Genomic DNA, 26324 nt, shown 5'->3' with positions numbered 1-26324 from the left:
GGATGCTGCGAGTAGCGTGTCGGCATGAACGCAACGAACAACGGCAACCACAGGGACAACGGCCTGACGGCATCCGCTTTTCTCGCGACGAGCGTTGACGGCTTCATCGCGCGTGACGACGGCGGTCTTGACTGGCTGGTCGGTCGTGGTGAAACGCTCGGCGATACCGGGTACGACGACTTCTTTGCCTCGGTCGGTGCGCTGGTGATGGGCCGAGGTACGCACGACGTGGTCAAGGAGTTTGAGGAATACCCGTACGCGGGCAAGCGGATCCTCATCCTGAGCACGTCGCTCGAGAGCGCCGAGTGGCCGGACGCCACGGTGCACCGCTCGCTCGACGATGTGCTCGAGACGCTCGCGCGGGAGGGAATTACGAGAATCTACGTCGACGGGGGCAAGACCGTGTCGACGTTCCTGCGTGCGGGGCTGCTGGATGAGATCACGATCAGTGTTGCGCCGGTACTCATCGGAAGCGGGATCCCGCTGTTCGGGCCGCTCGAGAGCGATGTGGCGCTCGAACTGACCGCGACGCGCGAGCTCGGCGCTGGCTTCACCCAGGCAACTTATCGGGTGCTGCGAGCGGGGGCGTGACCTGGATCGACACCGCGGTGACACGTCGGTAATGACACAGCGAAGGGCCGGTCAGAATCCTGACCGGCCCTTCGCCGTTGAGCGCTGTTGATCGCTGGAGGATCAGTGCCCGACCGGCATACCCTCGGGCATGTCAGCCGGCTTCTTCACGAAGATCGCTCCGACGATGGCGAGCAGCGAGATGATCGCGCCGACCATGAAAGCCGATTGCACGCCGCCTGCCGCAGCCGCGACATCCGAGGCTCCGTCGCTCGCGAGAGCTGCCGTCGTTGTCGACATCAGGGTGATGAACAGGGCGGTCCCGGCGGCACCGGCGACCTGCTGGACGGTGCTGACTGTCGCGGAGGCGTGTGAGTAGAGGTGCGGGTTCACCGAACCGAGCGCTGAGGTGAACAGCGGCGTGAACAGGAACGCGAGTCCAAGGCTCAGCACGAGGTGAGCGCCGAGCAGGTACATCGGGGATGTCGATTCACCGACCATGGCGAGTGCCCACAGTGCGACGCTCACGACGATCGTGCCGGGGATGAGGAGCGGCTTGGGACCGACCCTGTCGTAGAGGCGGCCGACGAACGGTGCGAGGAGTCCCATCAGGAGCCCGCCGGGCAGGAGCATCAGGCCGGTCTCGACCGGCTCGAGTCCGAGGACCTGCTGCATGTAGATGGGCAGCAGGATGATCGTGCCGAACAGCGCGGCCATGCTGACGACCATCACGAGGAGCGAGACGCTGAAGTTCGCTGAGCGGAAGGTGCGCAGGTCGAGCAGCGCGTTGTCGGTGCGCTGCAGGCGCAGCTGTCGCCAGACGAACGAGGCCAGGCCGAGAACGCCGATACCGAGGGCGATCCACATTGGCATTGTCGCCGTGGCCTGCTCCGCAGCTGTGGCGTCTGCGGGGGCGCTTTCGCCGATTCGGCTGAGGCCGTAAATCAGGCCGCCGAAACCGAAGGCCGAGAGGAGCACCGACAACACGTCGAGCGGAACACGCTCGGGTTCCGACACGTTCTCAACCCGCTTGATGCCGATGACGAGCATGACGAGAGCGATGGGCAGGACGATCCAGAACATCCAGCGCCAGCTCAGGGCGTTGAGGATCATGCCGGAGACTGTCGGGCCGATGGCGGGTGCCACCGAGATGACGATGGAGACGCTTCCCATCATGCGGCCGCGCTGGGCAACCGGGATGAGCGTCATGATCGTCGTCATGAGGAGCGGAATCATGATCGCGGTACCCGACGCCTGTACGACGCGTGCGCCGAGCAGTACCTCGAAGTTGGGGGAGAGAGCGGCGAGGAGTGTGCCGACCGAGAAGAGGCTCATCGCTGTGATGAAGATCGGTCGCGTGTGAAAGCGCTGCAGCAGGAACCCGGTGATCGGGATGACGATCGCCATGGTGAGCAGGAACGCCGTCGTGAGCCACTGGGCAGCACGCGCGTCGATGTCGAGGTCGAGCATCAGCTCGTTGATCGCGACGCCCATGATCGTCTCGTTGAGGATCACGACGAAGGTCGCGGCGAGCAGCAACCAGATCACGCGCCGGTTACGGGCGGTGTGGTCAGGAGCGATGGGGGCAGCGGATGCCGCTACCGAGCCATCGAGGAGAGGGGCACGTTCGTTCACGAGGGTCCAATCTTGGGGGTCGGGCGCGAGGCTCGACGAGCTTTCAGGACCGTGGGGGCCAGAGTGCGATGCGAACGCCTGATCGACGTCGCCGTAGCCGCAACGACAGGGAACGCCGAGCTATTCCCGACTCGCGGAAAGAATTTTCCGTCGACCGAAAACTCCGTGCCCCGTGCCCCGTGCTCGGTCACAAATGGCTGTTCGGCGCCTCGGGCATCCGTGCTCAGCCAGAAATGGTCGAGGTTTCGCGAAAACTCCCGCCATTTGTGGCCGAGCAACGCGCGAACGACCGTTTGTGGCCGAGCAACGCACGAACGACCGTTTGTGGCCGAGCAACGCACGAACGACCGTTTGTGGCCGAGCAACGCGTGCGTGGTAGAACGGATGCCGTCGGCTGGCGACGGATGCCGTGGTGGGGCGGCCCCGGACAGCAGCGCGCGCGGCGCGACTACCCGTTGATCTCGACGAGCACCCGCGGCAACTCGTCGAGCAGCTCCCGCGCGAGGAATCCGAGCGGACCCACCTGCACGGCGAGCCGGTCACCAGCGGCGGCGTGGGCGTGGGTCGCCCACACCGCAGCCTGCTCGAGCGAAGCGCCCCGGGCGCACAGCCCGACGATCGCGCCGGCGAGGACATCGCCGCTTCCGGAGGTGGCGAGACCGCCGCCTCCGCTTCCCGTGCGCCAGATCCGGCCGTCCGGGTGGGCAATCGCGTCGTAGCAGGTGACAACCGCGCCGTACCGTTGGGCGATCTCCGCGATGTCGGCGGCGAGGTCGTCGCTGAGGTCCCGTTCGAGCAAGCGCGCGGCTTCCTCTTTGTTCGGCGTCAGCACGAGCCGACCGGCGAGCGCACTGACGGCGTCGGGAACGCGGGGGAGGACGCCGAGCGCGAACGCGTCGAGCACGACGACGGTCTCGTCGCCCACGAGGGGCGGAAGCGCGTTGAGCATCACCTCGAGCTGGTCAGGATCGTCGAGGCCGGGTCCGACGAGCACAGCGTCAGAGGTTCCGAGATCGTGCTCCGCTGTCGCGATGCCCTCACCGGAGACGGTGCCGTCGGTTTCGGGGAGCGGGACGATTCCGCACTCGGGCACGGCAACCGCGACGGCCGAGGCCACCGAGTCGGCGATCGCGAGGGTCAGTCGCCCCGCGCCGACCCGGAGCGCCGCCATCCCGGAGAGCATCGTCGCACCGGGGGAGCGCCTGGCGCCCCCGACAACGAGCACTGTGCCGCGGCCGTACTTGGACTCCCCGGCGTCGGGCAATGCCCAGTCACGGAGAAGGTTCGGAGTGACCACGACCTCACCAGCCGGCGTGGCGGCATCCGTCGATTCAGATGGGCTGGACATTGCTGTCTCCTCCGTGTCGGGTTACCGGGGCGCCGAGCGCCTCCAGGTGGTCGTCGTGTGAAAACACATCGAGTGTCCATCGCGCGTCGCCCGCTTCTCTCGACAGCAGGGTGACCGAGGCGTTGAGCACGGTGTGGGTCGAGGCGAAGTCGAGGAGTTCCCGCTCGGACCAGCCGAGGCAGACGTAGAGAAACACCATCACGACGGCGTCATGGGCGGCGATGAGCACCGGGCCGCCGTCGCTCGACGAATCGAGGTCGCGCAGGAAGGAACGTACCCGAAGCACGACATCCGTCCACGACTCGCCTCCGGGTGGGCGGTAGTAGAACTTGCCGAGCCAGCGTCGCCGCGCGGCCTCGTCCGGCAGCCGGACGTCGACGCCGTGCGCAGTGAGCGCGTCGAGGATCCCGAGTTCACGGTCCCGCAGCCGCTCGTCGACGAGGATGGGCAGCGGCCGCCCCGACTCCTCGATCGCGATGGCGATGGTCTGCTGCGCGCGAAGGTATGGCGAACTCCACACGGACTGAGGTGTGCCCTCCGCCGCTCGGAGCCACGAACCGAGCGCCTCTGCCTGCTGGATACCGGCATCCGACAGGGGAACATCGGCATCCCGGTGTTCAACCGCTATCGCCTCGAGTCCCGCCCGCTGAGCCTCGGTCGCGATCACGTTCGCCGTGCTCTCGCCGTGCCGCACGAGCCACAGTTGGGTTGCAGTCATGCCGCAAGACTAGGACAGCCACCACCCACAGGCACAAGTAGCGCGGGGGGCTTGATTTCATCAACGGATGCCGCCAGTACGTCGGTGGGAATCCGCGCCACCGGCGTCGCACGCGAGCGATGTCAGTGGCCCGGGTTACCGTGTCGGTATGAGAATCCTGCACACCTCCGACTGGCACATCGGTCGCACGTTCCATGGTCACTCGACCATCGAGAACCTGCGCACCGTGCTTGCGGCGCTCGCCGCAGAGGTGCGCGAACGCTCGGTCGACGTGGTGGTTGTTGCGGGCGACATCTTCGATTCGGCGACCCCGTCAGCCGAGGCATACACCGTGCTTGAAGCCGCCGTTGTCGCGCTGCGTGAGGCCGGGGCATCCGTCGTTCTCACCAGCGGCAACCATGACTCCGCGACCCGCCTCGGCTTCATGTCCCGGTTCTCGGGTCTCGCCGGGGTGCACGTCGTGACACGGCAGGAACAGCACAGCCAGCCGATCACGATCGACGACGGGTTTGGTCCTGTTCACTTCTACGGCATTCCCTACCTCGAGCCGGCGCTGCTGCGGCACCATTACCCCGATGTTCCGCTGAAGAACCACGAGCAGGTCCTCGGTTTCGTCATGGACCGCATCCGCGACGATCTCGCCGAGCGTGGGGGCCGCAGCGTCGTGTTGTCCCACTGCTTCGCTGTGGGGGTCGAGCCGAGCGACGTCGAGCGCGACATCACCTCTGGCGGCATCGACTACGTCCCGCTGAGCGTCTTCGACGGTCCCGACTACGTCGCGCTCGGGCACATTCACGGCAGGTCGACGCTCAGTGCGCGTGTCCGTTACTCGGGTGCGCCGCTGCACTATTCCTTCTCCGAGGCATCGAAGCCGCGGGGCGGCTGGCTCGTCGACCTCGATGCTGATGGCTTGTCCACCGTGGAGTGGGTCGGTCTTCCGGTTCCGCGCTCGCTCTCGGTGATCACCGGTTCCCTCGACGAGATACTCGCCGATGCCGCTCACACAGCGGTCGAAGACCACTGGCTCTCTGTCATTCTCACCGACCAGGTGCGACCGCTCGACGGCATGCGCAAGTTGCAGCGGAGGTTCGGGCACTGCGTGACGCTCGAGCACCGCCCGGCGGTGACCACCGCGGCAACTGAAACCACGTACGCCGATCGCGTGCGAGCCCGCACCGACGCCGAGATCGTCTCGGGGTTCCTCGAGTTCGTGCGCAACGGCATCGGCCCGACCGAACTCGAAACCGACATCCTCAGCTCGGTGCTTAATGAGGTGGCGATCGGCGAGGTGGCGGTTGGCGAGACCGATGAAGCGGCCGCGAAGCCCATGAAGACGAGCGTCTCCCCGACGGATGCCCGTGGCCCGGTTGACGCCCTCGCCGAGGTCGACGCATGAAGATCCAGCAGCTGAGGATCGCCGGTTTCGGTCCATATAAAGACGAGCAGCACATCGATTTCGAGCGGTTCGACGACGACGGCATCTTCCTCATCACCGGCAAGACCGGCGCGGGCAAGTCCAGCCTCCTCGACGCCATCTGCTTCGCGCTGTACAGCAGTGTTCCCCGGTACGACGGTACCCAGTCCAGGCTGCGCAGCGACTACTGCGAGACCGGCGACCCAACTTTCGTCGAGCTGGAATTCACGGTGAACGGTACGAGCTATCGTGTGCGCCGAGCACCGGAATATGACCGGCCGAAGGCCCGCGGCACAGGCACGACCCCGCAGAAGGCGACGGCAGAGCTGTTTCGGCTGACCGGCGGTGTGTGGGAGGGTATCGCCGCCCGTCCGGTCGACGTCGCACACGAACTCGACGCCATCCTCGGCCTCACCAAGGACCAGTTCCTCCAGGTCATCCTGCTCGCTCAGAACCGGTTCCAGCAGTTCCTGCTCGCGAAGAACGACGAGCGCCAGGCCGTGCTCCGAACGCTCTTCGGAACCGAGCGATTCGAACAAATGGAGCTCGCTCTCGTCAGCCGGAGCAAAAACCTCGCTGCCATGCTCGATTCCTCGGCGGGCAGCCTGAGGACCCAGGCGGCCCTCGCCGCCGGACTCGTCCAGGACGACGCACCGAGCGAGCCGGCCCTCGCCTGGTTCGATGAGATCCTCGCCGGTCTCGCCGACGCACACGCGAGTGCTGCTGAGGCCGCGACCGTCGCTGACGCCGAGTTCTCCACGGCCGACGCCGAGCACCGGGGGTTGCAAGACCTCCGCCGTCGCCAGCTCCGACGCGACAGTGCCCTGTCCACGCTCGAGACGTTCGAAGCGCAGACAGGCGCGATTGAGGTCGATCGCGAGGCACTCGAGCGAGCGCGACGGGCGTCATCGGTCTGGGCTCATGTCGCCGCCCGCCGTGGTGCCGAGGCGGCGTACCAGCGTGCGATCGATGCCGAGAAGGAGAAGACCGGGGTGTACCTCGGTCTGCTCGACAATGACGCCGACATCGACGCCGACATCGACGCCGACAGTGCCGCCGACATCGATCCGGACACTCTGGGTTCGGTCATCGACGAACTCGCGCGTTCGCTCGGCACGCTGCAGAGCGTGCTCGGCGAAGAGCGTGCCCTCCCGCGGCTCTCGGCCGAGGTCGAGCGGTGCACACAGGTCCATGCTGCCCGTGCGGCCGACGTCACCGACGCCACCACCCGGGTCGCAGAGCTCCCAACGCAACTCGACGCCGTCGCTGATGAACTCAAGACGGTTCGGGTTACCGCCGCCGGTCTCCCTGAGGCGAGGGCCAGGGTCGCGCGGCTCGAGGTGGCCAGGGCTGCGGCCCAGCGCGCGGCAACGCTCGACCGCAAACTCACCGAGGCACGGTTCACCGAGAAAGACGCCAGTGCGGCGCACCTCGCCGCCGCCACTCACCTCGACGAACTCTTCAGTGCTCGACTGAACGGCCACGCGGCCGAGCTCGCCGGTGCACTCGTGGCTGGAGACGCGTGTGCGGTCTGCGGTTCGACGGAGCACCCGAAGCCCGCGTCGTGGGACGGTGCCGAGGTGACCGAGGCTGACATCACTCAAGCGCGAGCTCTCGTCCAGGCCCGCCGCGCCGACCTCGAGACGGCGACGCTTGCCGCTCAGGACCTCGCCACGCGCCTGGCGAGTGAGCAGGCGCGCGCCGAGTCAAAGCCACTCGACGAGATCGACGCCGAGCTGGCCGACGCGACGGTCCTGCTGGTCGACCTCGAAACGGCCGATGAACACGTCGCCGAGCTGGAGGCCAGGCAGGAGGCACTCCGAACCCGGCTCGACACCGCCAGAGAAACCCTGACGGCGCTGCGCGCTGACCTCGACAACGCCGCTCGTGATGTGGTCGAAGCCACCACCCGGTTGAATGACGCAACGTCACTGGTTACCGAGAACCGCGCGGGGTTCGACTCCGTCGCCGAACGCGCCCTGGACCTCGAGCAGCGACTCGATGCCGCGCGTGACCTGCTCGAAGCCACCTCGGTCACCCGAACGCGACAGGACGCCCTCGCTGCCGCCGCCGAAACGCTTGTCGGCCAACTCGCCGAGAACGACTTCGCCGACGAGTCCGCCGTCGATTCTGCGCGCAGAGGCGCAGCCGAAATTGCCGCGCTCGACGTCCGCATCCGTGAGTTCGACAACGCCGTGGCGTCCGCAAGGTCCACCCTCGCCGACCCGGAACTGGCCGACCTGCCGGTCGATCTCGTCGATCTCGCGCCAGCAGCAACTCTCGTCGCCGAGACCAGGGCCATCCGTGACTCAGCACTCCAGACCGCAAGCTCTCTGGCGGAGCGCCTCGACCAGCTCTCCGTGATCGTGCGCCGGGTGCGTGCCGAGCAGGAAGCATCCGCCCAGCTGAGGGAGGAATACGACCGCGTGCGGGCACTCGCGAGTGCCGTACAGGGTAATGAACCCAACACGAAGCGCATGCGCCTCGAGACCTACGTTCTCGCAGCCCAGCTCGAGGAGATCGTGACCGCGGCGAACGCCCGCCTCGCCACCATGACCAGCGGCAGGTACACGCTCCAGCACGACGATTCAGTGCAATACCGCAATACGCGGTCCGGACTCGGGCTTGCCATCCTCGACGAGCACACGGGGCGCGCCCGCCCCACACATTCGCTGTCGGGAGGCGAAACCTTCCTCGCGTCGCTCGCGCTCGCGCTCGGCCTCGCCGAGGTGGTCACGAACCAGGCGGGCGGGATCACCCTCGATACCCTGTTCATCGACGAAGGATTCGGCTCCCTCGACGGCGACACTCTTGAGATCGCCATGTCAACGCTCGACAGCCTGCGATCAGGGGGCCGCACCATCGGTCTCATCAGTCATGTCGACGCGATGAAGGAACAGATCCACGCGAAACTTCGCATCGAGGTCACCGACTCGGGCGCGAGCCGCGTGGCGATGAGCACCGCACCCACTCACCTCGAACTGGCCTGAGCCGGCTTACCTGAGCCGGCTTTCCTGAGCCGGTCGCTCACCCTGACTCAGGATCAGGTACAACCCCGATTGTGCGAGGCCGCCCGCGGTGACAGGCTGTGAGGCATGAACCTCATTCGTCCTCGTCGCGGCCGTGTCATCGCCGGTGTGTGCGCGGCGGTCGCCAATCGTTTCGGAGTATCGGCCACCCTGGTGCGGGTGCTGACCGTGCTGAGCTTCCTGCTTCCCGGCCCACAGATCCTCGCCTACGTCATCCTGTGGATACTCATCCCGAACGAGATCTGACGGTATGGCTCCCCTGCACCAACTGACAGACCCGGTCGCGTACCACGGTGAAGGCCCCGTCTGGTCGACCACCTGGGGTGGCCTCCGCTTCGTCGACATGCTCGCGGGCGACATCCTCTCCGTCGATGCCTCCGGCGGCGTCACACGGATGCACGTCGGCACCGTGGCGGCGTTCGTGCGCCCTCGCACGCGCGGCGGCTATGTCGTCGGCCTCGAGCGCGGCATCGGACTCGCCGACGATGTCGACGCGCCGCCGACGTCGGAGATCGAGCTGTGGACCGACCAGGGAGTGCGCATGAACGAGGGCGGGTGCGCACGAGACGGCAGTCTCTACGCCGGATCGATGGGTTACGACCAGACACCGGGTGCCGCGGCGCTTTACCGCATCGATCCAGCCGGCTCGGTGTCGACGTTTCTGCCGCACGTGACGGTGTCGAACGGTATCGACTTCTCCCCGGACGGCAGCCTCGCGTACTACAACGACACGGCCACCGGCCGAACCGATGTCTTCGACGTCGTCGACAACGTCCTGGTGAACCGCCGGCCGTTCGCCGACGGAGTCGACGGCAGCCCCGACGGGCTCTGCGTCGACTCCGAGGGCAATATCTGGGTCGCGATGAACTCCGTCGGCCGGGTGCGGTTGTATTCACCGGATGCCACGATCCTCACCGAGATCGCGTTGCCGGTTCGCCTTGTCACAGCGTGCACCCTTGGCGGAGAGGACGGTCGCGATCTGTTCATCACCACCTCCAGGGAGAACCTCGACGACCCCGAGCCGGAGGCTGGCGCGGTATTCACCGTCAGGGTGGACGTGGCTGGCAAGCCCGTGCTGCCGTACGCCGGCTGACCCGACCTGACCCGCCACAGAACGAAGGCCCCTGACGGATCGTCGGGGGCCTTCGTCGGTGTTGGGAACGTCTAGCGGCGGAACGCCTTGACGAGAAGTCCGACGGTCGCGAGTACGCCGACGGCCGCGATAGCGATTAGCCTGCCCGGACGCTTTTCGTAGTTCGTCCGCAAGTCTGCGACAGCGGCCTGCGTTGCATCACGGGCGGCATCGATCGCCTCGCGTGAGGCGTCCGCAGCCTGTGACGCCTTGTCAGAGGCCATCGCCGCCGCTTTCGCGAGCCTCTCGGAGACCTGGGCGGCGACCGCCTGGGCCGCCTGCGCCGCCTTCTCGGCAGCTTCGCCAACATCATCGGCCTTTTCGGCGAGAGGCTTCACCGCCTCGGCGCCCCGCTCGACAGCATCGTGGGCGGCGTCCTTCAGCCCCGGTGCGTCGATTGGCGCCTCGTCGACTGCCGTGTGCGCGTGGTCCGCTGCGGCCTCCACGTCTGGTTCGCCGATCGAGGACGGCTCGCCATCGGACTGCCCGTCGGACTCATCCGACTGCTCGTCACCGGACTGGTCGGCGTGGGGCTCTTCGAAAGCGATCGGGGCGTCAGCGTCGGCAGCGCTGTCTGCGTCATCCGACCCGCCATTGTCGTTCGAGTCATTGTCGTTCGAGTCATTGTCGCTCGAGTCGCTGTCGTTCGAGTCGTTGCTGTTCGAGTCGCTGTCGTTCGGCTCGTTGCTGCTTGAGTCGTCCGCCGAAGCGTCGTCGTCTGTGTGGCTGGTGTCGGGGGCATCGGCCAGGTCGGAGTTGGCGAAGACCTCCGCCGGGGTGGGAATTTCGTCTTTTGTGGGCTCACTCATTGTTACCTCCGGGAAAGTGTGTGGTCGGTCAATTCTGGTCGTGTCTGGTCGTGCTGGTTACCGCTTGCGCTGCTTGATCTTCTTCACGAGCGCCTTTTCGGACCTCTTGGCCTTCTTGCCGACGGTTTTGCGGGCTGCCTTGACCTGCGGGTCGTCCCAGAACGAGGTCACGCTCTTGCGAATCTGCTCATAACGCGGCCGGCCAGCCCTGGCACCGAGCACATAGGCGCTGAACGCTATGGCGAGAATGAAGATGAACCTGGGACTCATGTCTAGCTCCTGACAGTCATGGTGGGGACAGCGTCAACCCTGTTGCCTAATGCTCCACGGTTCAAGGGGTTGCGCTCGAGACAGATCCGCGTCATGCAGCGGCCTGCAGTTACCATAGGGGCCGTGCCATACCTGTCGCCAGCCTCACGTGCAGCCCTCTCCCGCGTCGTTGACGGCGACAGTGCCGAAACGCCGCCGGATGCCCTCAGCCGGCTTCGCGACATCCGTTCACTTCTCAGAGAGCTGGAGAAAGACCCGGCAACCCTCACGGCGGTGCGTGAGGCCATCGACGGCGGCGCGTCGTGGGAAAGCGTCGCCGATGCGTCCGGGCTGAAACCGTCGGCAGCGAAATGGCGCTGGCTCGGCACTGACGAGGAGATCACCGAGCGTCACGAGGCGGGACGCAAGCGGGCAGCACGACCGAGCAGCGTGCCGACGGACCTTCCCGGATTGTCCGTGTCGGAGGCGGCCGCCCGCCTGGGAGTCACCGCGCAGGCCATCTACCTTCGGGTAAGCCGGGGTTCTCTTCGGGCTGAGACTGTTGAGCTGCCAGACGGACGCAAATACAAACGTGTGTTCCTCGATAACGACCAGGACGAGCAGCAGGTCGACGGAGCTGAGGACCAGGCGTAGCGGCCTGGCCCAGTACGCCTGGCTCCAATGGAGCGGGTTTCAGCGGCACGAGTTCAGCGGCACGAGTTCAGCGGCACTGTCGCGAGAACCGTTCGTCCGCCGGGCGACTGGCGCGGAGCCATGTCGACGAGAGCGACCTGCGCCAGGTGGAGTTCCTGGCCGTCGACAACCCGCTTCTCACCCTTCACGGTGACGTGCGGGCGAAAGTCCGGCCTCGAGAAAGCAGGTTCGTCCGGTGTCGTCGCGAGCGGCCGCACAGCCGCAACCAGCCGGTCGCGGAGGGCGAACAGGCGTTCGTCGTCGGCAATGAGGGTGACGGGGATGTCGTGGCGGCGCCCGAAAAGGGCGTCCCCGGTGGCGCGAACGCTGAACGGTGTGAGGTCACCGACCGCGTCGGCGAGAGCGGTCGCGATCACGGCCGTCTCCGCCTCCGTTGCAAACGGGGGAACCACTGTGATGTGCAATGGCCACGAACTGACGAGGAAACTGTCGCCGGCCCGGAGCGGTTCCAAGGGAACGACCACCACCACGCGCGACATGTGCCGAGTCTACGGCCAGGGGAACGGGGCTTTAGAGCACCGAAAACTCGGTGTCGTTCCTCACGTGGATGTCTGCGCTGTCCACATCGGAGACGACCGCTGAACTCGGGCCGTGCTGAAGCCAGGCCATCATGGCGGCAACGGCGGACTCAGTTCCTTCGACCTCGGCCTCTACGCTGCCGTCGAGTCTGTTGCGCACCCAACCGGTGACACCGAGGCGCGCAGCTTCGGCTCTCGTCCAGTAGCGAAAGCCGACCCCCTGCACACTGCCGTGCACGATGACATGTTTGCGAATCACCCTCCCATTCTCACGCCGGGTGTGTCGATTACCAGAGGCCCCACGGGTTTGTGACGACGGGCCCTCCCCGGAATCCATCTCGGTGTGCGCGAGCAGCGAGGGTCGTTCGGACCCGCTGCTCGGGTGTCGTTAGGTTTCGCGTAAGCGCCGTTTGGATTCCGTTAGGACGCCGCAAAGGCCCTGAACCCCGGGTGTCTAATCAGATGTCGCACCCGAGCCCGGGTGACCGCATGCCCGTCGGCATTGCGCGAGAAATCCCCTGAAGGAACCGAAATTGCTTGACATCGTCTACGTGCTCGGCAGCATTGCCGTGTTCGTGCTGGTCGGCCTTGCCGCCAAGGGGGTTGAGAAGCTGTGATGTTCTTCTCCCTCCTGGCCGCTGGCCTGGGAATCGCCGCCATCGTCTATCTCGTGTACGCACTCGTAAAACCGGAGCGGTTCTAGGATGGCCGGTCTCTTCGCGATCCTTCAGGTCGCTTCCCTTGCCCTCATCCTCGCTCTCCTGTATCGCCCGCTCGGCGACTACATGGCGCACCTGTATACCTCGACGAAGAACCTCAGGATCGAGCGCGGCTTCTACCGGCTCATCGGAGTGGACGCCTCTGTCGAACAGACCTGGCAGGCCTACGTGCGCGGCGTGCTCTGGTTCTCCGGCATCGGTCTTCTCCTGGTCTATCTCCTGCAGCGTTTCCAGACCGTGCTGCCGTACTCTCTCGGGCTCCCGGCTGTGCCAGAGGGCCTGTCGTTCAACACGGCGGCATCGTTCGTCGGTAACACCAACTGGCAGTCGTACTCGCCCGAGGTGACCGTCGGCTACACAGTGCAGATCGCTGGTCTTGCCGTGCAGAACTTCGTTTCAGCTGCCGTCGGAATTGCGGTTGCCATCGCGCTGGTCCGCGGTTTTGCGCGGAGTCGTTCCGGTACCATCGGCAACTTCTGGGTCGATATGACACGCGGAACCCTCCGGCTGTTGCTGCCACTCTCCGTGCTCAGCGCAATAGTGCTCATCGCGAGCGGAGTCATCCAGAACTTCAACGGGTTCACTGAAATCTCCACACTGTCCGGTGGCGTGCAGAGCCTGCCGGGTGGCCCCGTTGCCTCGCAGGAGGCCATCAAGAACCTCGGTACGAACGGTGGTGGCTTCTTCAACGCGAACGCCGCGCACCCGTTCGAGAACCCGTCGGCGTGGACAAGCCTCTTCCAGAACGTGTTGATGCTCGCCATCCCGTTCGCGCTGCCACGCACCTTCGGCCGCATGGTCGGAGACCGCCGTCAGGGCTCTGCGATCCTCGCGGTCATGGCGACGTTCTACATCGCATCACTCACCATCCTCTCGCTCGTCGAGCGCGCTGGCCTCGGTACGGCGCCACAGCTGGCCGGAGGTGCGATGGAGGGCAAGGAGCAGCGCTTCGGAATCTTCGCCTCGACCCTCTTCGGCTCGACGAGCACGCTCACCTCGACCGGTGCCGTGAACTCGATGCACGACTCATACACGGCTCTCGGCGGCATGATGCCGATGCTCAACATGATGCTCGGAGAAGTTGCGCCAGGTGGGGTCGGCTCTGGGCTCTACGGCATGCTGATTCTCGCGATCATCGCCGTGTTCGTTGCCGGACTGCTCGTCGGACGCACTCCGGAGTACCTGGGCAAGAAGATCGGGCCGAAGGAGATCAAGCTCGCGAGCCTCTACATCCTGGTCATGCCGACCCTCGTTCTCGGTGGCACGGCCCTGAGCTTCGCGATCCCCGCCATCCGTTCTGACGTTGAGTCGACGTCGATCTGGAACCCGGGCAACCACGGCCTCTCCGAGGTGATCTACGCGTTCGCCTCTGCCGCGAATAACAACGGTTCGGCATTCGCGGGACTGACAGCGAACACTCCGTGGTTCAACACAGCCCTCGGGGTCACGATCCTCCTCGGGCGGTTCCTGCCGATGGTCTTCGTTCTCGCGCTCGCCGGTTCGCTCGCGGCACAGGACAAGGTTCCGGCAACAGCGGGAACCATGCCAACCCACCGGCCGCTCTTTGTCGGTCTTCTCACCGGTGTGACGGTCATCGTGACCGCCCTCACCTTCTTCCCGGTGCTCACACTGGGACCCCTCGCAGAAGGGCTGCTGTAAACCATGTCCACACTCACCGCACCGTCATCGTCACGGAACGCTCCCGAGCAGAAACCGGCGGAAGAACCCAGGGCGGCGTTCGGGCCCGCCGCCCTCCTCGACGCCGTTCCCGGCGCATTCCGTAAGCTCGACCCGCGAATCATGTGGCGCAACCCCGTCATGTTCATCGTCGAGGTCGGAGCCGTTCTCACCACGGCGATCGCGATCGCTGAACCGTTCCTCGGCGGACCGGAAGCGTCGGGCGGGTCTGCGATCCCCTCGACGTTCACCTGGGGTATCGCCGTCTGGCTGTGGCTGACCGTTCTCTTCGCGAACCTCGCGGAGTCGGTTGCCGAGGGGCGCGGTAAGGCCCAGGCCGACAGCCTGCGAAAGACCAGGACAAGTACGACCGCCCACCGCGTTGTCGACTACGACGAGGCGGGGGACCCCTCCGCCTCAGGGGCGGTCCCCGACGAGGTCTCGTCGGCTGATCTGACCCTCGGGGACGTCGTCGTCGTCAGCGCCGGTGAACTCGTACCGGGAGACGGTGACATCATCTGGGGCATTGCCTCAATCGATGAGTCAGCCATTACCGGCGAATCAGCGCCCGTGGTCCGCGAATCGGGGGGCGACCGAAGCGCCGTCACCGGCGGCACCCGGGTGCTGTCCGACCGCATCGTAATCCGGATCACGTCCAAGCCGGGCGAGACCTTCGTCGATCGCATGATCGGGCTGGTCGAGGGTGCGGCACGGCAGAAGACGCCCAACGAGATAGCGCTGAATGTGCTGCTGTCGAGTCTCTCCATCATCTTCGTTGTCGTCACCCTCACCCTCAACCCGATTGCGTCGTCGGTGTCGGCCGAGGTGAGCGTTCCGGTGCTCATCGCGCTTCTCGTGTGCCTCATCCCGACAACCATCGGCGCCCTGCTGTCCGCGATCGGCATCGCCGGAATGGACAGGCTCGTGCAGCACAACGTGCTGGCGATGTCGGGCCGAGCCGTTGAGGCCGCCGGAGACGTGACGACCCTGCTGCTCGACAAGACAGGAACGATCACGTACGGAAACCGACAGGCATCCGAGTTCGTGAGGCTTGCCGGAATCGATGAGCAGGAGCTCGTTCGGGCTGCCGCGCTGTCGTCGCTCGCCGACCCGACGCCGGAGGGCAAGTCGATCGTCGACCTCGCCAACGAGCAGGGTGTCCACGTCGGTGACTTCGCCGTCGGTGACGTCGTGCCGTTCACCGCGCAGACCAGGATGTCTGGAATCGACCAGCCGGACGGCACCCAGATCCGGAAGGGCGCGAGCTCTGCCGTGATTGCCTGGATCGAGCAGGACAAGCGTGCCGCGAGTTCCATACTCGCGGACCTGGACGAGCAGGTGGAACGGATCTCCTCATCGGGCGGAACCCCCCTCGTCGTTGCCGCGAAGTCGCCGGAGGAAGGCGCCAGGATCCTGGGTGTGGTTCACCTGAAGGACGTCGTCAAGGACGGACTGGCCGAGCGTTTCGCTGAGCTGCGGGCCATGGGTATCCGCACGGTGATGATCACGGGCGACAACCCTCTGACGGCGAAGGCGATTGCCGCGGAGGCCGGAGTCGATGACTTCCTGGCTGAAGCCACACCCGAAGACAAGATGGAGCTCATCAAGAAGGAGCAGGCGGGCGGCAACCTCGTCGCCATGACCGGTGACGGCACCAATGACGCCCCGGCGCTGGCACAGGCCGACGTCGGAGTCGCGATGAACACGGGCACATCAGCGGCGAAGGAGGCGGGCAACATGGTTGACCTCGACTCCGACCCGACCAAGCTCATCGACATCGTGGCGATTGGCAAGCAACTGCTGATCACGCGTGGAGCGCTCACCACGTTCTCCATTGCCAACGACGTGGCGAAGTACTTCGCGATTATCCCCGCGATGTTCGCCGGGGTCTTCCCCGGTCTGGCCGTGCTCAACATCATGGGGTTGCACTCGCCGGCATCCGCTGTGCTGTCCGCGATCATCTTCAACGCTGTCGTCATCATCGTGCTGATTCCGCTCGCCCTCCGCGGAGTGAAGTACCGCCCCTTGAGCGCCTCACGGGTGCTGTCGAGGAACCTGCTGATCTACGGCGTCGGCGGCGTCATCGCTCCCTTTATCGGAATCAAGCTCATCGACCTCGTCGTCAGCCTGGTCCCCGGATTCTGATTTACCTCCTGAGAGAGAAGAAAAAACAATGAGTACCTCACGCAGCAGTCTGCGAACAGCAGGGGTAGCGCTCCGGGCGATCGCGGTTCTCACCGTCGCCCTCGGCCTCGCCTACCCGCTCGCGATCACCGGTATCGGGCAGATCGCCTTTCCCGGTCAGGCGAATGGCTCCACTCTCGAAGCGAACGGGACAACCGTCGGCTCAGCCCTCATCGGCCAGTCCTTCAGCGACGCCGAAGGCAACCCCCTGCCCGAGTGGTTCCAGCCGCGGCCGTCAGCAGCCGGTGACGGCTACGACGCTGGCGCCTCGAGCGGCTCCAACCTTGGCCCGGAGAATCCCGACCTGATTGCGGCAATCGAAGAGCGCAGGGACCAGGTCGCCGCGTTCAACGATGTCGATCCCGGAGAGGTCCCTGTCGATGCCCTCACCACGTCGGCCTCCGGTCTCGATCCCCACATCAGCCCCGAATACGCCCGTCTCCAGGTGGCACGGGTAGCGGCTGAACGACGTTTGTCAGAGGATGATGTCGCAGCTCTGGTTGAGGATAGCGTCCAGAATAGGGATGTCGGTTTTCTGGGCGAGCCGACCGTGAACGTGCTCGAGTTGAATATCGCCCTCCAGGGCCTGAAGGGCTGAGGATGAAGCGAGGGCGGCTGAGGGTCCTGCTCGGCGCCGCTCCCGGTGTCGGAAAGACCTTCACCATGCTCGAAGAAGGCAAACGTCTTCGCGATGAAGGCAGCGATGTGGTCGTCGCGATCGTGGAAACCCACGGTCGCGCGGCCACAGCAGCGATGGTCGAAGGCCTCGAGGTCATCCCGCGCATGGCCGTCTCGCACCGCGGTGTGGAACTGACCGAGCTTGACCTCGACGCCGTGATTTCCCGGCATCCGGATGTCGCCCTCGTGGACGAACTAGCCCACACCAATGCTCCCGGATCCGCGAACGAGAAGAGATGGCAGGACGTCGACGCCCTGCTCGACGCCGGGATCGACGTCATTTCGACGGTCAATATCCAGCACATCGAGTCGCTTAATGACGTGGTTCACCAGATCACCGGTGTGCCCCAACGCGAAACGGTTCCCGACAAGGTGTTGCGAGCGGCCGAGCAGATCGAGGTCGTCGACCTGGCCCCGCAGGCGCTCAGGGATCGGCTGTCGGCGGGCCGGGTGTATCCGGCAGAGCGGATCGACGCCGCGTTGTCGAATTACTTCAGGCTCGGAAACCTCACGGCTCTCCGCGAACTGGCGCTGCTCTGGCTGGCTGATGAGGTCGACAGTGCGCTCCGCAATTACCGCGCTGAGCACGGGATCGACGCGAAATGGGAGGCGAGGGAGCGGGTCGTCATCGCGCTGACCGGTGGCCTTGAGGGAGAGACCCTCATCCGCCGCGGTGCCCGGATCGCCGCCAGATCCTCTGGAGGAGAGCTCCTCGCCGTGCACGTCACGGGCCAGGACGGGCTTCGGAGCGCACACCCCGAAGCCCTCGCCGAGCAACGAGCCCTCGTTGAGAAGCTCGGCGGCAGTTACCACCAGGTCGTCGGTGACGACATTCCCCGTGCGCTCGTTGAGTTCGCGCGAGGAGCGAACGCGACTCAACTCGTCATCGGGGTGAGCCGCAGGAACCGCGTCGCGGCAGCCATCAGCGGCCCCGGAATCGGCGCAACGGTGATTCGCGAGTCCGGTGACATCGACGTGCACATCGTCACGCACTCCGCAGCCGGAGGAGGGAAATTCTCGCTCCCGCGGCTGGGCGGGGCGCTCACCATGAAGCGGCGCATCGCCGGGTTCCTCCTCGCTCTCGGCGCCGGTCCACTGCTCACCTGGCTGCTCGTCTCGCTCCGCAGCCCTGACTCGTTCTCGAGCGACGTCCTTGCCTATCAGTTGCTCGTCGTCATCGTTGCGCTCGTGGGTGGAATCTGGCCCGCCCTGTTCGCCGCCTTCCTCTCGGGACTCACCCTCAATTTCTTCTTCGTCGAGCCGGTGCGCACGATCACGGTCAACGAACCCATCCAGCTCGTGACGCTCGCGCTCTACGTCCTCAACGCGACGCTTGTCAGCTACGTCGTCGACCAGGCCGCGCGTCGGACACGAGCCGCCAGGCGCGCCGCAGCAGAAGCGGAACTTCTCGCAACTGTCGCGGGGAGTGTGCTCCGCGGGCAGAGCGCGCTCCAGGCGTTGATCAGCCGGACGAGGGAGGCGTTCTCCCTGACCGGAGTGCGCCTCGTGGTCGACGGGCAGGTACTGGTTCGTGATGGCGAGCCGACCCCCGACGAGAAATTCACCGCGGTGCCCGTTGGCGATCGGGCAACACTCGAGCTCCACGGAGGCGACCTGCAGGCATCCGAACGTCGTCTTCTCGCCGTGATCACCGCTCAGGTCAACGCCGCGCTCGAACACTCCGACCTCACGGCAACGGCTCGCGAGGTCGGTCCGCTCGCCGAGACCGATCGGGTACGGAGCGCGCTGCTGTCCGCCGTCAGTCACGATCTTCGGCGCCCGCTCGCCGCGGCGACAGCTGCCGTGAGCGGATTGCGTGCGACCGATGTTTCCTGGTCGCCCGACGATCGAGAGGAGCTCCTCGCTACCGCGGAGGAAAGCCTCGGGACCCTCTCCTCGCTCGTCACTACTCTCCTCGATGTGAGCCGGGTGCAAGCCGGTGTGCTCGGGGTGTCACTGAGTCGAGTCGCCGCAGACGACGTCATCCTTCCCGCGCTTGACGAGCTTCACCTGGGACCGCGCGACGTCGAAATCGCCCTGGAACACGGGCTGCCAGACATCATCGCCGACCCCGGGCTGCTGCAGAGGGTGGTCGTCAACATCCTCGCGAACGCGACCCGCTTCGCCCCGCCGGGAACCCGGGTGCGGGTCGCGGGGAGCAGCTTCGGCGGCACCGTCGAGATCCGCATCATCGATCACGGCCCCGGCATCGCCCCCGAACGTCGCGACGACGTCTTTATGGCATTTCAGCGTCTTGGGGACACCGACAACCTCACTGGACTCGGCCTCGGGCTCGCGCTGTCCAAGGGATTCACCGAGGGGATGGGCGGAACTCTCGAGGTGGAGGACACCCCCGGCGGTGGACTGACCATGGTGATCGCTCTCCCCATTGCCGAGGACGTTCCCGCCGAGACCGGATTCGTTAGCACCCCACCCGCTCCGAACGACCAGGAATGACCGACATGAAGATTCTCATCGCGGACGACGACCCGCAGATCCTCCGCGCGCTTCGGGTCACCCTGCGGGCACGGGGGTATGACATCGTCACCGCCGCGACCGGAGTGGAAGCGATCAACGCGGCGATCGAGCACCGCCCCGACATTTTCATGCTCGATCTCGGGATGCCGGAGCTCGACGGCATCGAGGTGATCCAGGCGCTGCGCGGGTGGACCCAGGCGCCGATCCTTGTTGTCTCTGGTCGCACGGGCGCAACCGACAAGGTCGAGGCATTGGATGCCGGTGCCGATGACTACGTCACCAAGCCCTTCTCCATCGATGAACTCCTCGCCCGGATCCGGGCCCTCACCAGGCGGGTGCCGTCACAGGAATCCGTTCCGGTGACGCGGATCGCCGATATCACCATCGACCTCGCGGCGCGCAGCGTCACCCGATCCCTCGCCTCCGGGACCGAGTCGGTACGACTCACGCCCACCGAATGGCAGGTGCTTGAGCTTCTCGTCCGGAATCCGGGAAAACTGGTCACTCGTCAGAGTCTCCTCAGCGACATCTGGGGATCTGAGCACATCACCGACACCGGGTACCTGCGGTTGTATATCGCCCAGTTGCGCAAGAAGATCGAGCCGGATCCATCCAGGCCGCGATTTTTGCTCACTGAACCCGGCATGGGCTACAGGTTCCAGACGGATGACGCGGGATCCGGGCCTGCTCCGGCGTCAACGATGACGGCGCCAACATCTGAAACCTAGGGGGCAACCCCAGTGGGTTGAACGCGCAGGACCGCCAGAATTACGGATGCCCGGCGTACCTCCGTACCCGACGGATTCGGGCATCGAGGGGACGACCAGTGAATGACCGACTTTCCTCGGCGGTATCAGAGTCAGGGCGCCACGAAGCTGCAGGCGCCGTACCAGCCGTCGAGCCCATACTCCGCCTCGGAATTGTGCTTCGTCGCGTAATGATCATCACTCTCATGCTGCTGCTCATCGGGCCGACCCTGTGGACGGCGGTGACCGGTCAACGCACCCTGAGGATTGAGGGAGTCCTGAGCGACGCCGCCAGCAGCATCGCCATCGTCGGTCCGGCCGCTGGCGCGCCGGCCGTGGGGGAGACGGTGGTCGTTCGCACGTCGACGACACCGCTCTCGGTGGCCGTCGGGCGCGTGGCTGAGGTGGACGACGGCACTGTCGCTCTCCGCGACATCGTCAGTCCGGCCGCGTGGACGGCATCCGTAACCGATCTGAGTGGATCGGTACTCGCCATCTTCGACGGACCGGTGGCCGCATTCCTGGCTGGCCTCCCGCCGACGATGGCGAGTACCGGGATCATTCTCCTGATTGTCGGGCTCGTCGCCCTCCCCCTGCGGCATCGCGACCCGGACGACGCTGGTGCCGTGCCGCTCCCGTTCGCCCGCCACCACAAGGACATCACAGAGTTCGGTCGCACCTAGGATCGATGATCCTCTGAGCGCGGGAGCGGCGCGCGGGAGCAGTGCGCGGGAGCGGCGTCGCGCTCTCTTCGTCAGGTCAATCCTGAACGGGCACGGTCTCGTCGACGGCATCGGTTCCGGCGTAGGTGCCGGACTGGCCGGACGGCTTCGAACCGCCGTGGTCGTCTGCTCCGTCCACTGAGTCGTCGGAGCTGGCGCCGTCGGAGCCCGTCCCGTCAGCCGGCGGGGTTTCGAGCGACGAGTGGTCAGCCGCGTCAGCGTTCTTGGCTTCTTCGTAGTTGCCGTCGCGCTGCCCCTGGTCGGGGAGCTCAGGGAGCGTGTCGTTTCCGCTTTCGGTGGGGTGCTGGTCGGTCATGCGGGGGTCCTTTCATTGACGGATGCCCCGAGGCTACCCACCGGCGGCACAAAGCGCACAGCTCTTCCACTGTCGCCTCATTGGGTGTACATTCCCGCGCTCTGCGGCTCGCCCTCGCGGGTCAGAGTCGTCCTGTCAGGTTGTTGCGGAAGCTCGTCGATCGGTCGTCGAGCCCGACGAACTGCACGGTCGTGCCGTGCGCCCTGTACTTGGATTCGATCGAGTCGAGGACCGCGACTGTCGACGCGTCCCAGATCTGCGACGCGCTGAAATCGACGATCACCTCGGCCGGGTCCTGGCCGTACGAGAACTGCTCGACGAGGTCATTGCTCGATCCGAAGAAGAGCGGACCGTTCACGGCATAACGCACACTCAAGCCGTCCTCTGAGACGGTCCTCGAGACGCGAACGACGTGCGCCACCCGGCGCGCGAACAGCACGATGGCGAGGACAGCGCCCGCGGCAACGCCGACGGCCAGGTTGTGCGTGACGACAACGACGAGAACCGTCGTGAGCATCACGACAGTCTCGGGAACCGGCATCCGCCTGAGCGTCGACGGCGAGACGCTGTGCCAGTTCACCGTGGTGATGGCAACGATCATCATCACCGCGGCGAGGGCCACCATCGGGATCTGCTCCATCACGTCGCTGAGCACCGTCACGAGCAAAAGAAGCACAACGCCGGCAACGAAGGTCGAGATCCGCGTGCGTGCCCTGCCCAGCTTCACATTGACCACGGTCTGGCCGATCATGGCACAGCCGGCAATGCCGCCGTAGAAGCCAGCCAGAGTGTTCGCAATGCCGAGTGCCCAGGACTCGCGGTTCTTCGCTGACCGGGTCTCGGTGATGTCGTCGACGAGCTTGGCCGTGAGCAGCGTCTCCATGAGACCGACGAAGGCAACGCTGAGAGCCGTCGGGCCGATGATCGAGAGGGTCTCGAGGTTGAGCGGCACGAGAAGAGGGGTGATCCCGGGAAGGCCACCGGCAATGTCGCCCTCGTCGCCGACAGTGGGCACTGTGAGGTGGGCCACCATGGTGATCGCCGTCACGACGACGATCGCAACGAGCGGTGCCGGAATCACTGTCGTGATTTTCGGCAGGACCAGAACTATGACGACGGTCAGGACGAACAGTGGATACACCAGCCACGGCTGTCCGAGGAGGTGGGGCACCTGCGCGGTGAAGATCAGGATGCCGAGGGCGTTCACGAAACCGATCATCACGGAGCGGGGAATGAATCGCATCAAGCGGGCCAGCCCGGTAACGCCGAACAGCACCTGGATCAGGCCGGCGAGAATGACGGCGGGCAGCAGATACTCGACGCCGTGCTCCTTGACCAGCGGAGCGACGACAAGTGCGACGGCTCCCGCTGCCGCGGTAATCATCGCGGGTCGTCCGCCGAGGAACGACATCGAGATCGCGAGAACGACGGATGCCACGAGGCTGACCTTCGGATCCACGCCGGCGATCACGGAGAACGAGATCACCTCGGGAATGAGCGCCAGCGTCGTGACAATGCCGGCGAGTACTTCGACACTCAGGGCTTTGGGGTTCCTGAGTGTGGCGAGAACCGTCGGGGCCAGGGGAGCGCCGGAGCGCGCCGGGGTAGCGGCTGATCGTGGTGAAGGCACCGGTCAACTGTATTCTCTCGCCCGGCGGCCCGTAGGCTCGGAGAATGCCCTCCTACCGAGTGACCATCAGCGTTGGCAGGCTGGCGCCACGGGTGATGCCTGACTCAGTGCTCCCCGGAGCTGCTGCCGCTGCGGCTGAGCTCGTCGTTGTTGAAGCATCCGATCTCTCCGTCGTCGCCGGCTCTCCTCGGATCGTCGTGCGGTTTACCGCCGAGGATGCCAGTGAGGCGCTGAGGGTGGGCAGTCACGTGGCGGAGCAGACCGGGCTCATCGCTGAGGTTCTGAACTGGACGGTGACCGCTCGTGACCAGGGACGTTGGTACCTTGTGCGCTGACCGGTAACCCGCCAGAGTTCGGACCAGAAAGTTCGGCGCACTACACCGGTATGAGGGGTGGTGACACAATCCATTCCCGTTTACCGTTGGAGTCCCATGTCAGATGTGCGCCCCGAGCGAGCAAAATCACCGCCCCCACCGGTGCTTTTTGGGCGTGCCCGCCAGCTGGATGCGATAGTGCGAACAGCCTCGACGGTGGAGGGCGGAGCGAAGTTCGTCCTCATCGAGGGGGAGTCGGGATTCGGAAAGACGGCGCTTCTTCGGGCGGCTCTGGCTGTCCTTCCTGACTGGCCGCGGTACCACGCCGTGGCGGACGCCTATGAACGGGCTCTGCCGTACGGTGTCCTGAATCAGCTCCTCGCACCTTTCGACCAGTCCCTGCTTCCGCCTGTCCTGGCCGGCGGGGTCGAGCAGGACGTCTCGGCCCTCGTCGCGGGGGCCGCGCTTCTCGCGGTGGTGGATGCGAGCGAGGGAGCATCCATCATCACCATCGACGATACGCAGTGGGTCGACGAACAATCGGCGAGGGCGCTCTGGTTCGCCGCGCGGCGATCACTGTATGACCGACTGCTCTTTATCGTCGTCGCCCGCCCCGTTGCCACTGACCTCCTCAACCAGGTGAGGAGGTTCGCTCTCGATGGCGAATCCGGTATCCGCGTCGAGGTCGACGGGCTGTCGCCGGATCACGTGGTGGACTTCGTCCGGACGGTGCTCGGTGTGTCTGTGCCGCGCCGGACCGCCAAGCGGCTGGTCGCTGCCACCGATGGCAATCCGCTCCACATCCGGGCGATTCTGGACCGGGTGGCATCCGCCCCCGACGTGGCCGTCGAAATCGAACGCCGGCTCGGTGACGGAGCGCTCGCGCCCGCGCCGGGCTTCGACACCATCACCAGGGAGGCAATGGACCGGATGCCGGAGGCCGCGCGCAGGGTCATACACCTCGTCGCAACGCTGGAGGGCCCGGTCAGCGCCAGCCTGCTGATGGCGGCAGCCGGCCGTCTGGGATCGCCGACCGTCACGATGGATGCAATTGACGACGCAATCCTCTCCGGCATGATCGATGCCGGGGAGGGGAGCGGGTCGCTCGAGTTGCGGATGCATCACCAGCGGGTCGGTGACGCTGTGCTTGCAGAGCTCCCGGAGAGGTCGCGGCAGGAACTGCACAGAGCGGCTGCCGAGGTTGTCGGAGGCGATCGAGGTCTCCGTCACCGGGTCAGGTCTGCGCCTGGCCCCGACGATTCACTCGCGAGAACACTCGACGCGGCGGCGGAAGAAGCCCTGCGGAACCATGAGGCGGCGAGAGCCGTACGTTACCTTCGCTGGGGTTCATCCGTGTCCAGCTCTTTGGCCGACCGGCACGAACGGCTCATCAGGGCAGGTATTTACGCCGTCACGACACAGCATTACAGCCTCCTGGTGCCGGCCATGCCTGAGTTCAGTAACCTCCCCGCAGGGCCGGAACGGGATCTTCTCCTCGGCAGCGCACTCTACGCGATGGGAGACATCGCGCCCGCGAGGACGATGCTCTCCCGTGCAGCGCTGTGTCGCCCGGCAACCCTGCGAGAGAGAGCCATCGTGGCTCTCGCCAATGGCTCGATGGCATACCTGGAGATCGAAGCGCGCAGGTTCGAGGCCGTCTGCCAGGCGTGCGACGCTGTCCTCTCCGAGGTCGGGAGAACCCGTTCTGCCCTGCTGGACACTCCGGAGTCAATCGGCGGCGTCGACCTTGACGAACTGGAAGGCATCGCGCTCACCTGGCGGACGCTCGCGAGGTGGCGGTCGGGTGCCGCGGAACCCGTCGATGCGGAGATCTCCGAGCACATCAGCCGGGGGGAGCAATCGGGTTTTGAGCCGCGCCACGCGCTGATGCTGGTCGTTCGCGGCGGAGTTCGCCGCCAGCAGGGTCGCCTCGATGACGCGATCCGCGACCTTGAGCTGGGGATCGAACTGACGGACGCGATAAACCCCGCACTCGCTCCCTTCGGGCGCATCGAGCTCGCCCTTGCCCAGTTCAGACGCGGGAACTGGGACGACGCGTCGACCGCCGCCGCTGTCGCTGTGTCACTTGCCGACGACTTCGGTGGTTCCTGGACATACGGGAGTTGCCAGGTCGTTGCCGCGCTCGTGCCAGCGGCGCGCGGTGAACTCGAAGCAGCGGAGATCCTCCTCCCCGACGCCGACCTGTCGCGATCCGCGGTCGACACGTCCCTCACCATGCTGGTTAGGGCTGTCGCCGCGCGGGCAAAGGGTGACCGCGCCGCTGTCGTGCGCATCGCCAGGCAGGCGCTCGCGACCGAGCACCCCCGCGCTCAGGTTGAGCGTGGCTGGTGGCTCGAGCTCCGCGACGAATCGGCGCTTCCCTCGCGTCCATCGGCGGCGACGAAGGACCCCCTGAGCGTGCTCAGCGGGCGGGAGCGCGAAGTCGCACGCCTTGCTGCCCAGGGACTCACGAACCGAGAGGTGGCCCAGCGCCTCTTCGTCACCGTCAAGGGTGTCGAGTACCACATGGGCAATGTTCTCGCGAAGCTCCATCTCACCTCGCGGCGCGGCATCCGGCACCTGATCGACGGGGAGGAGTTACCTCCGTCCGCCCAACCTGAGAGATCCCTGACTAGGGATGCCCCCTAGTGTGCGGCGTAGTCAGCTCGGACACACTATCTCTGTAGCTTCGCGTCCGTCGGTGTTCTCGTGGGGCAGCTTGAA

24 protein-coding genes are annotated in these 26324 nt (G+C 65.8%); 15 read left to right on the top strand and 9 right to left on the bottom strand.

The window, feature by feature from the left end:
• Positions 1 to 24: 24 nt before the first annotated feature.
• The gene (locus tag AC1X6S_RS13325) at positions 25 to 591 is read left to right on the top strand and encodes a dihydrofolate reductase family protein (protein WP_483406233.1); all 567 of its coding nucleotides are present in this window, start codon (positions 25 to 27) and stop codon (positions 589 to 591) included.
• 102 nt (positions 592 to 693) lie between these two features.
• Here the strand turns inward: AC1X6S_RS13325 and AC1X6S_RS13320 are convergent, their stop codons facing one another.
• The 3 genes from AC1X6S_RS13320 to AC1X6S_RS13310 form a co-directional block, all read right to left on the bottom strand.
• The gene (locus tag AC1X6S_RS13320; RefSeq protein WP_483406232.1) at positions 694 to 2205 is read right to left on the bottom strand and encodes a DHA2 family efflux MFS transporter permease subunit; all 1512 of its coding nucleotides are present in this window, start codon (positions 2203 to 2205) and stop codon (positions 694 to 696) included.
• Between the two features lie 448 nt (positions 2206 to 2653).
• Positions 2654 to 3553 (bottom strand): NAD(P)H-hydrate dehydratase, encoded by a 900-nt coding sequence (locus AC1X6S_RS13315; RefSeq protein WP_483406231.1) that lies wholly within the window; start codon positions 3551 to 3553, stop codon positions 2654 to 2656.
• Positions 3537 to 4271 carry a histidine phosphatase family protein gene (locus AC1X6S_RS13310; protein WP_483406230.1) on the bottom strand — a complete coding sequence of 245 codons (735 nt, stop codon included), beginning with the start codon at positions 4269 to 4271 and terminating at the stop codon, positions 3537 to 3539. Before AC1X6S_RS13310 ends, AC1X6S_RS13315 begins: the two co-directional genes overlap by 17 nt.
• Positions 4272 to 4419: 148 nt before the next feature.
• Here AC1X6S_RS13310 and AC1X6S_RS13305 point away from each other — a divergent pair, with 148 nt between their 5' ends.
• The 4 genes from AC1X6S_RS13305 (at position 4420) to AC1X6S_RS13290 (ending at position 9807) form a co-directional block, all read left to right on the top strand.
• Positions 4420 to 5667, top strand: a complete 1248-nt coding sequence (locus AC1X6S_RS13305) for an exonuclease SbcCD subunit D (RefSeq protein WP_483406229.1) — start codon at positions 4420 to 4422, stop codon at positions 5665 to 5667.
• On the top strand, positions 5664 to 8675 hold the full coding sequence (locus AC1X6S_RS13300) for an AAA family ATPase (RefSeq protein WP_483406228.1): 3012 nt from the start codon (positions 5664 to 5666) through the stop codon (positions 8673 to 8675). The genes AC1X6S_RS13305 and AC1X6S_RS13300 overlap by 4 nt, the downstream gene beginning before the upstream one ends.
• A gap of 105 nt (positions 8676 to 8780) precedes the next feature.
• Positions 8781 to 8960 (top strand): PspC domain-containing protein, encoded by a 180-nt coding sequence (locus tag AC1X6S_RS13295; RefSeq protein ID WP_483406227.1) that lies wholly within the window; start codon positions 8781 to 8783, stop codon positions 8958 to 8960.
• A gap of 4 nt (positions 8961 to 8964) precedes the next feature.
• The gene (locus AC1X6S_RS13290) at positions 8965 to 9807 is read left to right on the top strand and encodes an SMP-30/gluconolactonase/LRE family protein (protein ID WP_483406226.1); all 843 of its coding nucleotides are present in this window, start codon (positions 8965 to 8967) and stop codon (positions 9805 to 9807) included.
• 71 nt (positions 9808 to 9878) lie between these two features.
• On the opposite strand, the gene AC1X6S_RS13285 is transcribed toward AC1X6S_RS13290, so the two are convergent.
• Together AC1X6S_RS13285 and AC1X6S_RS13280 are read right to left on the bottom strand one after the other, a co-directional pair.
• Positions 9879 to 10655, bottom strand: a complete 777-nt coding sequence (locus AC1X6S_RS13285) for a hypothetical protein (RefSeq protein ID WP_483406225.1) — start codon at positions 10653 to 10655, stop codon at positions 9879 to 9881.
• 57 nt (positions 10656 to 10712) lie between these two features.
• Positions 10713 to 10925: a hypothetical protein gene (locus AC1X6S_RS13280; RefSeq protein WP_483406224.1), complete on the bottom strand. Its 213-nt coding sequence runs from the start codon at positions 10923 to 10925 to the stop codon at positions 10713 to 10715.
• Between the two features lie 123 nt (positions 10926 to 11048).
• Here AC1X6S_RS13280 and AC1X6S_RS13275 point away from each other — a divergent pair, with 123 nt between their 5' ends.
• The gene (locus tag AC1X6S_RS13275) at positions 11049 to 11558 is read left to right on the top strand and encodes a hypothetical protein (protein ID WP_483406223.1); all 510 of its coding nucleotides are present in this window, start codon (positions 11049 to 11051) and stop codon (positions 11556 to 11558) included.
• Between the two features lie 53 nt (positions 11559 to 11611).
• Here AC1X6S_RS13275 and AC1X6S_RS13270 read toward each other — a convergent pair whose 3' ends face one another.
• Together AC1X6S_RS13270 and AC1X6S_RS13265 are read right to left on the bottom strand one after the other, a co-directional pair.
• Positions 11612 to 12097, bottom strand: a complete 486-nt coding sequence (locus AC1X6S_RS13270) for a 2'-5' RNA ligase family protein (RefSeq protein ID WP_483406222.1) — start codon at positions 12095 to 12097, stop codon at positions 11612 to 11614.
• A gap of 31 nt (positions 12098 to 12128) precedes the next feature.
• On the bottom strand, positions 12129 to 12395 hold the full coding sequence (locus AC1X6S_RS13265; protein WP_483406221.1) for an acylphosphatase: 267 nt from the start codon (positions 12393 to 12395) through the stop codon (positions 12129 to 12131).
• A gap of 357 nt (positions 12396 to 12752) precedes the next feature.
• Between AC1X6S_RS13265 and AC1X6S_RS13260 the strand changes: the two genes are divergently transcribed.
• From AC1X6S_RS13260 to AC1X6S_RS13230, 7 genes are all read left to right on the top strand, one after another.
• The gene (locus AC1X6S_RS13260) at positions 12753 to 12839 is read left to right on the top strand and encodes a potassium-transporting ATPase subunit F (protein ID WP_033373121.1); all 87 of its coding nucleotides are present in this window, start codon (positions 12753 to 12755) and stop codon (positions 12837 to 12839) included.
• Position 12840: 1 nt separating this feature from the next.
• Positions 12841 to 14514, top strand: a complete 1674-nt coding sequence (kdpA, locus tag AC1X6S_RS13255) for a potassium-transporting ATPase subunit KdpA (protein WP_483406220.1) — start codon at positions 12841 to 12843, stop codon at positions 14512 to 14514.
• A 3-nt stretch (positions 14515 to 14517) separates the two neighbouring features.
• Positions 14518 to 16677, top strand: coding sequence for a potassium-transporting ATPase subunit KdpB (gene kdpB / locus AC1X6S_RS13250; protein ID WP_483406219.1), 2160 nt, complete (start codon positions 14518 to 14520; stop codon positions 16675 to 16677).
• 28 nt (positions 16678 to 16705) lie between these two features.
• A complete protein-coding gene (gene kdpC / locus AC1X6S_RS13245) occupies positions 16706 to 17314 on the top strand; it encodes a potassium-transporting ATPase subunit KdpC (protein ID WP_483406218.1) in 609 nt (202 codons plus the stop codon).
• Positions 17315 to 17316: 2 nt separating this feature from the next.
• Positions 17317 to 19851 (top strand): sensor histidine kinase, encoded by a 2535-nt coding sequence (locus tag AC1X6S_RS13240; RefSeq protein WP_483406217.1) that lies wholly within the window; start codon positions 17317 to 17319, stop codon positions 19849 to 19851.
• Positions 19852 to 19856: 5 nt separating this feature from the next.
• On the top strand, positions 19857 to 20600 hold the full coding sequence (locus AC1X6S_RS13235; RefSeq protein WP_483406216.1) for a response regulator: 744 nt from the start codon (positions 19857 to 19859) through the stop codon (positions 20598 to 20600).
• Between the two features lie 209 nt (positions 20601 to 20809).
• The gene (locus tag AC1X6S_RS13230) at positions 20810 to 21301 is read left to right on the top strand and encodes a hypothetical protein (RefSeq protein ID WP_483406215.1); all 492 of its coding nucleotides are present in this window, start codon (positions 20810 to 20812) and stop codon (positions 21299 to 21301) included.
• A 76-nt stretch (positions 21302 to 21377) separates the two neighbouring features.
• Here AC1X6S_RS13230 and AC1X6S_RS13225 read toward each other — a convergent pair whose 3' ends face one another.
• Both AC1X6S_RS13225 and AC1X6S_RS13220 read right to left on the bottom strand, forming a co-directional pair.
• A complete protein-coding gene (locus AC1X6S_RS13225) occupies positions 21378 to 21656 on the bottom strand; it encodes a hypothetical protein (protein WP_483406214.1) in 279 nt (92 codons plus the stop codon).
• Between the two features lie 121 nt (positions 21657 to 21777).
• Positions 21778 to 23286: a SulP family inorganic anion transporter gene (locus AC1X6S_RS13220; RefSeq protein ID WP_483406213.1), complete on the bottom strand. Its 1509-nt coding sequence runs from the start codon at positions 23284 to 23286 to the stop codon at positions 21778 to 21780.
• Positions 23287 to 23330: 44 nt separating this feature from the next.
• Here AC1X6S_RS13220 and AC1X6S_RS13215 point away from each other — a divergent pair, with 44 nt between their 5' ends.
• Together AC1X6S_RS13215 and AC1X6S_RS13210 are read left to right on the top strand one after the other, a co-directional pair.
• Positions 23331 to 23621: a hypothetical protein gene (locus tag AC1X6S_RS13215; RefSeq protein WP_483406212.1), complete on the top strand. Its 291-nt coding sequence runs from the start codon at positions 23331 to 23333 to the stop codon at positions 23619 to 23621.
• 96 nt (positions 23622 to 23717) lie between these two features.
• Complete coding sequence (locus AC1X6S_RS13210) at positions 23718 to 26249, top strand: LuxR C-terminal-related transcriptional regulator (protein ID WP_483406211.1); 2532 nt, start codon at positions 23718 to 23720, stop codon at positions 26247 to 26249.
• Positions 26250 to 26324 lie beyond the last annotated feature (75 nt).

Source organism: Mycetocola sp. Y442 (assembly GCF_056898615.1).
This window is presented reverse-complemented; position numbering and strand designations above follow the sequence as displayed.

Coding starts and splice junctions, on each gene's coding strand:
- AC1X6S_RS13295 (WP_483406227.1), top strand. CDS start 8,781: ATGAACCTCATTCGTCCTCGTCGCGGCCGTGTCATCGCCGGTGTGTGC.
- AC1X6S_RS13325 (WP_483406233.1), top strand. CDS start 25: ATGAACGCAACGAACAACGGCAACCACAGGGACAACGGCCTGACGGCA.
- AC1X6S_RS13290 (WP_483406226.1), top strand. CDS start 8,965: ATGGCTCCCCTGCACCAACTGACAGACCCGGTCGCGTACCACGGTGAA.
- AC1X6S_RS13285 (WP_483406225.1), bottom strand. CDS start 10,655: ATGAGTGAGCCCACAAAAGACGAAATTCCCACCCCGGCGGAGGTCTTC.
- AC1X6S_RS13235 (WP_483406216.1), top strand. CDS start 19,857: ATGAAGATTCTCATCGCGGACGACGACCCGCAGATCCTCCGCGCGCTT.
- AC1X6S_RS13310 (WP_483406230.1), bottom strand. CDS start 4,271: ATGACTGCAACCCAACTGTGGCTCGTGCGGCACGGCGAGAGCACGGCG.
- kdpA (WP_483406220.1), top strand. CDS start 12,841: ATGGCCGGTCTCTTCGCGATCCTTCAGGTCGCTTCCCTTGCCCTCATC.
- AC1X6S_RS13305 (WP_483406229.1), top strand. CDS start 4,420: ATGAGAATCCTGCACACCTCCGACTGGCACATCGGTCGCACGTTCCAT.
- AC1X6S_RS13230 (WP_483406215.1), top strand. CDS start 20,810: ATGATCATCACTCTCATGCTGCTGCTCATCGGGCCGACCCTGTGGACG.
- kdpB (WP_483406219.1), top strand. CDS start 14,518: ATGTCCACACTCACCGCACCGTCATCGTCACGGAACGCTCCCGAGCAG.
- AC1X6S_RS13280 (WP_483406224.1), bottom strand. CDS start 10,925: ATGAGTCCCAGGTTCATCTTCATTCTCGCCATAGCGTTCAGCGCCTAT.
- AC1X6S_RS13315 (WP_483406231.1), bottom strand. CDS start 3,553: ATGTCCAGCCCATCTGAATCGACGGATGCCGCCACGCCGGCTGGTGAG.
- kdpC (WP_483406218.1), top strand. CDS start 16,706: ATGAGTACCTCACGCAGCAGTCTGCGAACAGCAGGGGTAGCGCTCCGG.
- AC1X6S_RS13225 (WP_483406214.1), bottom strand. CDS start 21,656: ATGACCGACCAGCACCCCACCGAAAGCGGAAACGACACGCTCCCTGAG.
- AC1X6S_RS13240 (WP_483406217.1), top strand. CDS start 17,317: ATGAAGCGAGGGCGGCTGAGGGTCCTGCTCGGCGCCGCTCCCGGTGTC.
- AC1X6S_RS13300 (WP_483406228.1), top strand. CDS start 5,664: ATGAAGATCCAGCAGCTGAGGATCGCCGGTTTCGGTCCATATAAAGAC.
- AC1X6S_RS13270 (WP_483406222.1), bottom strand. CDS start 12,097: ATGTCGCGCGTGGTGGTGGTCGTTCCCTTGGAACCGCTCCGGGCCGGC.
- AC1X6S_RS13260 (WP_033373121.1), top strand. CDS start 12,753: ATGTTCTTCTCCCTCCTGGCCGCTGGCCTGGGAATCGCCGCCATCGTC.
- AC1X6S_RS13210 (WP_483406211.1), top strand. CDS start 23,718: ATGTCAGATGTGCGCCCCGAGCGAGCAAAATCACCGCCCCCACCGGTG.
- AC1X6S_RS13215 (WP_483406212.1), top strand. CDS start 23,331: ATGCCCTCCTACCGAGTGACCATCAGCGTTGGCAGGCTGGCGCCACGG.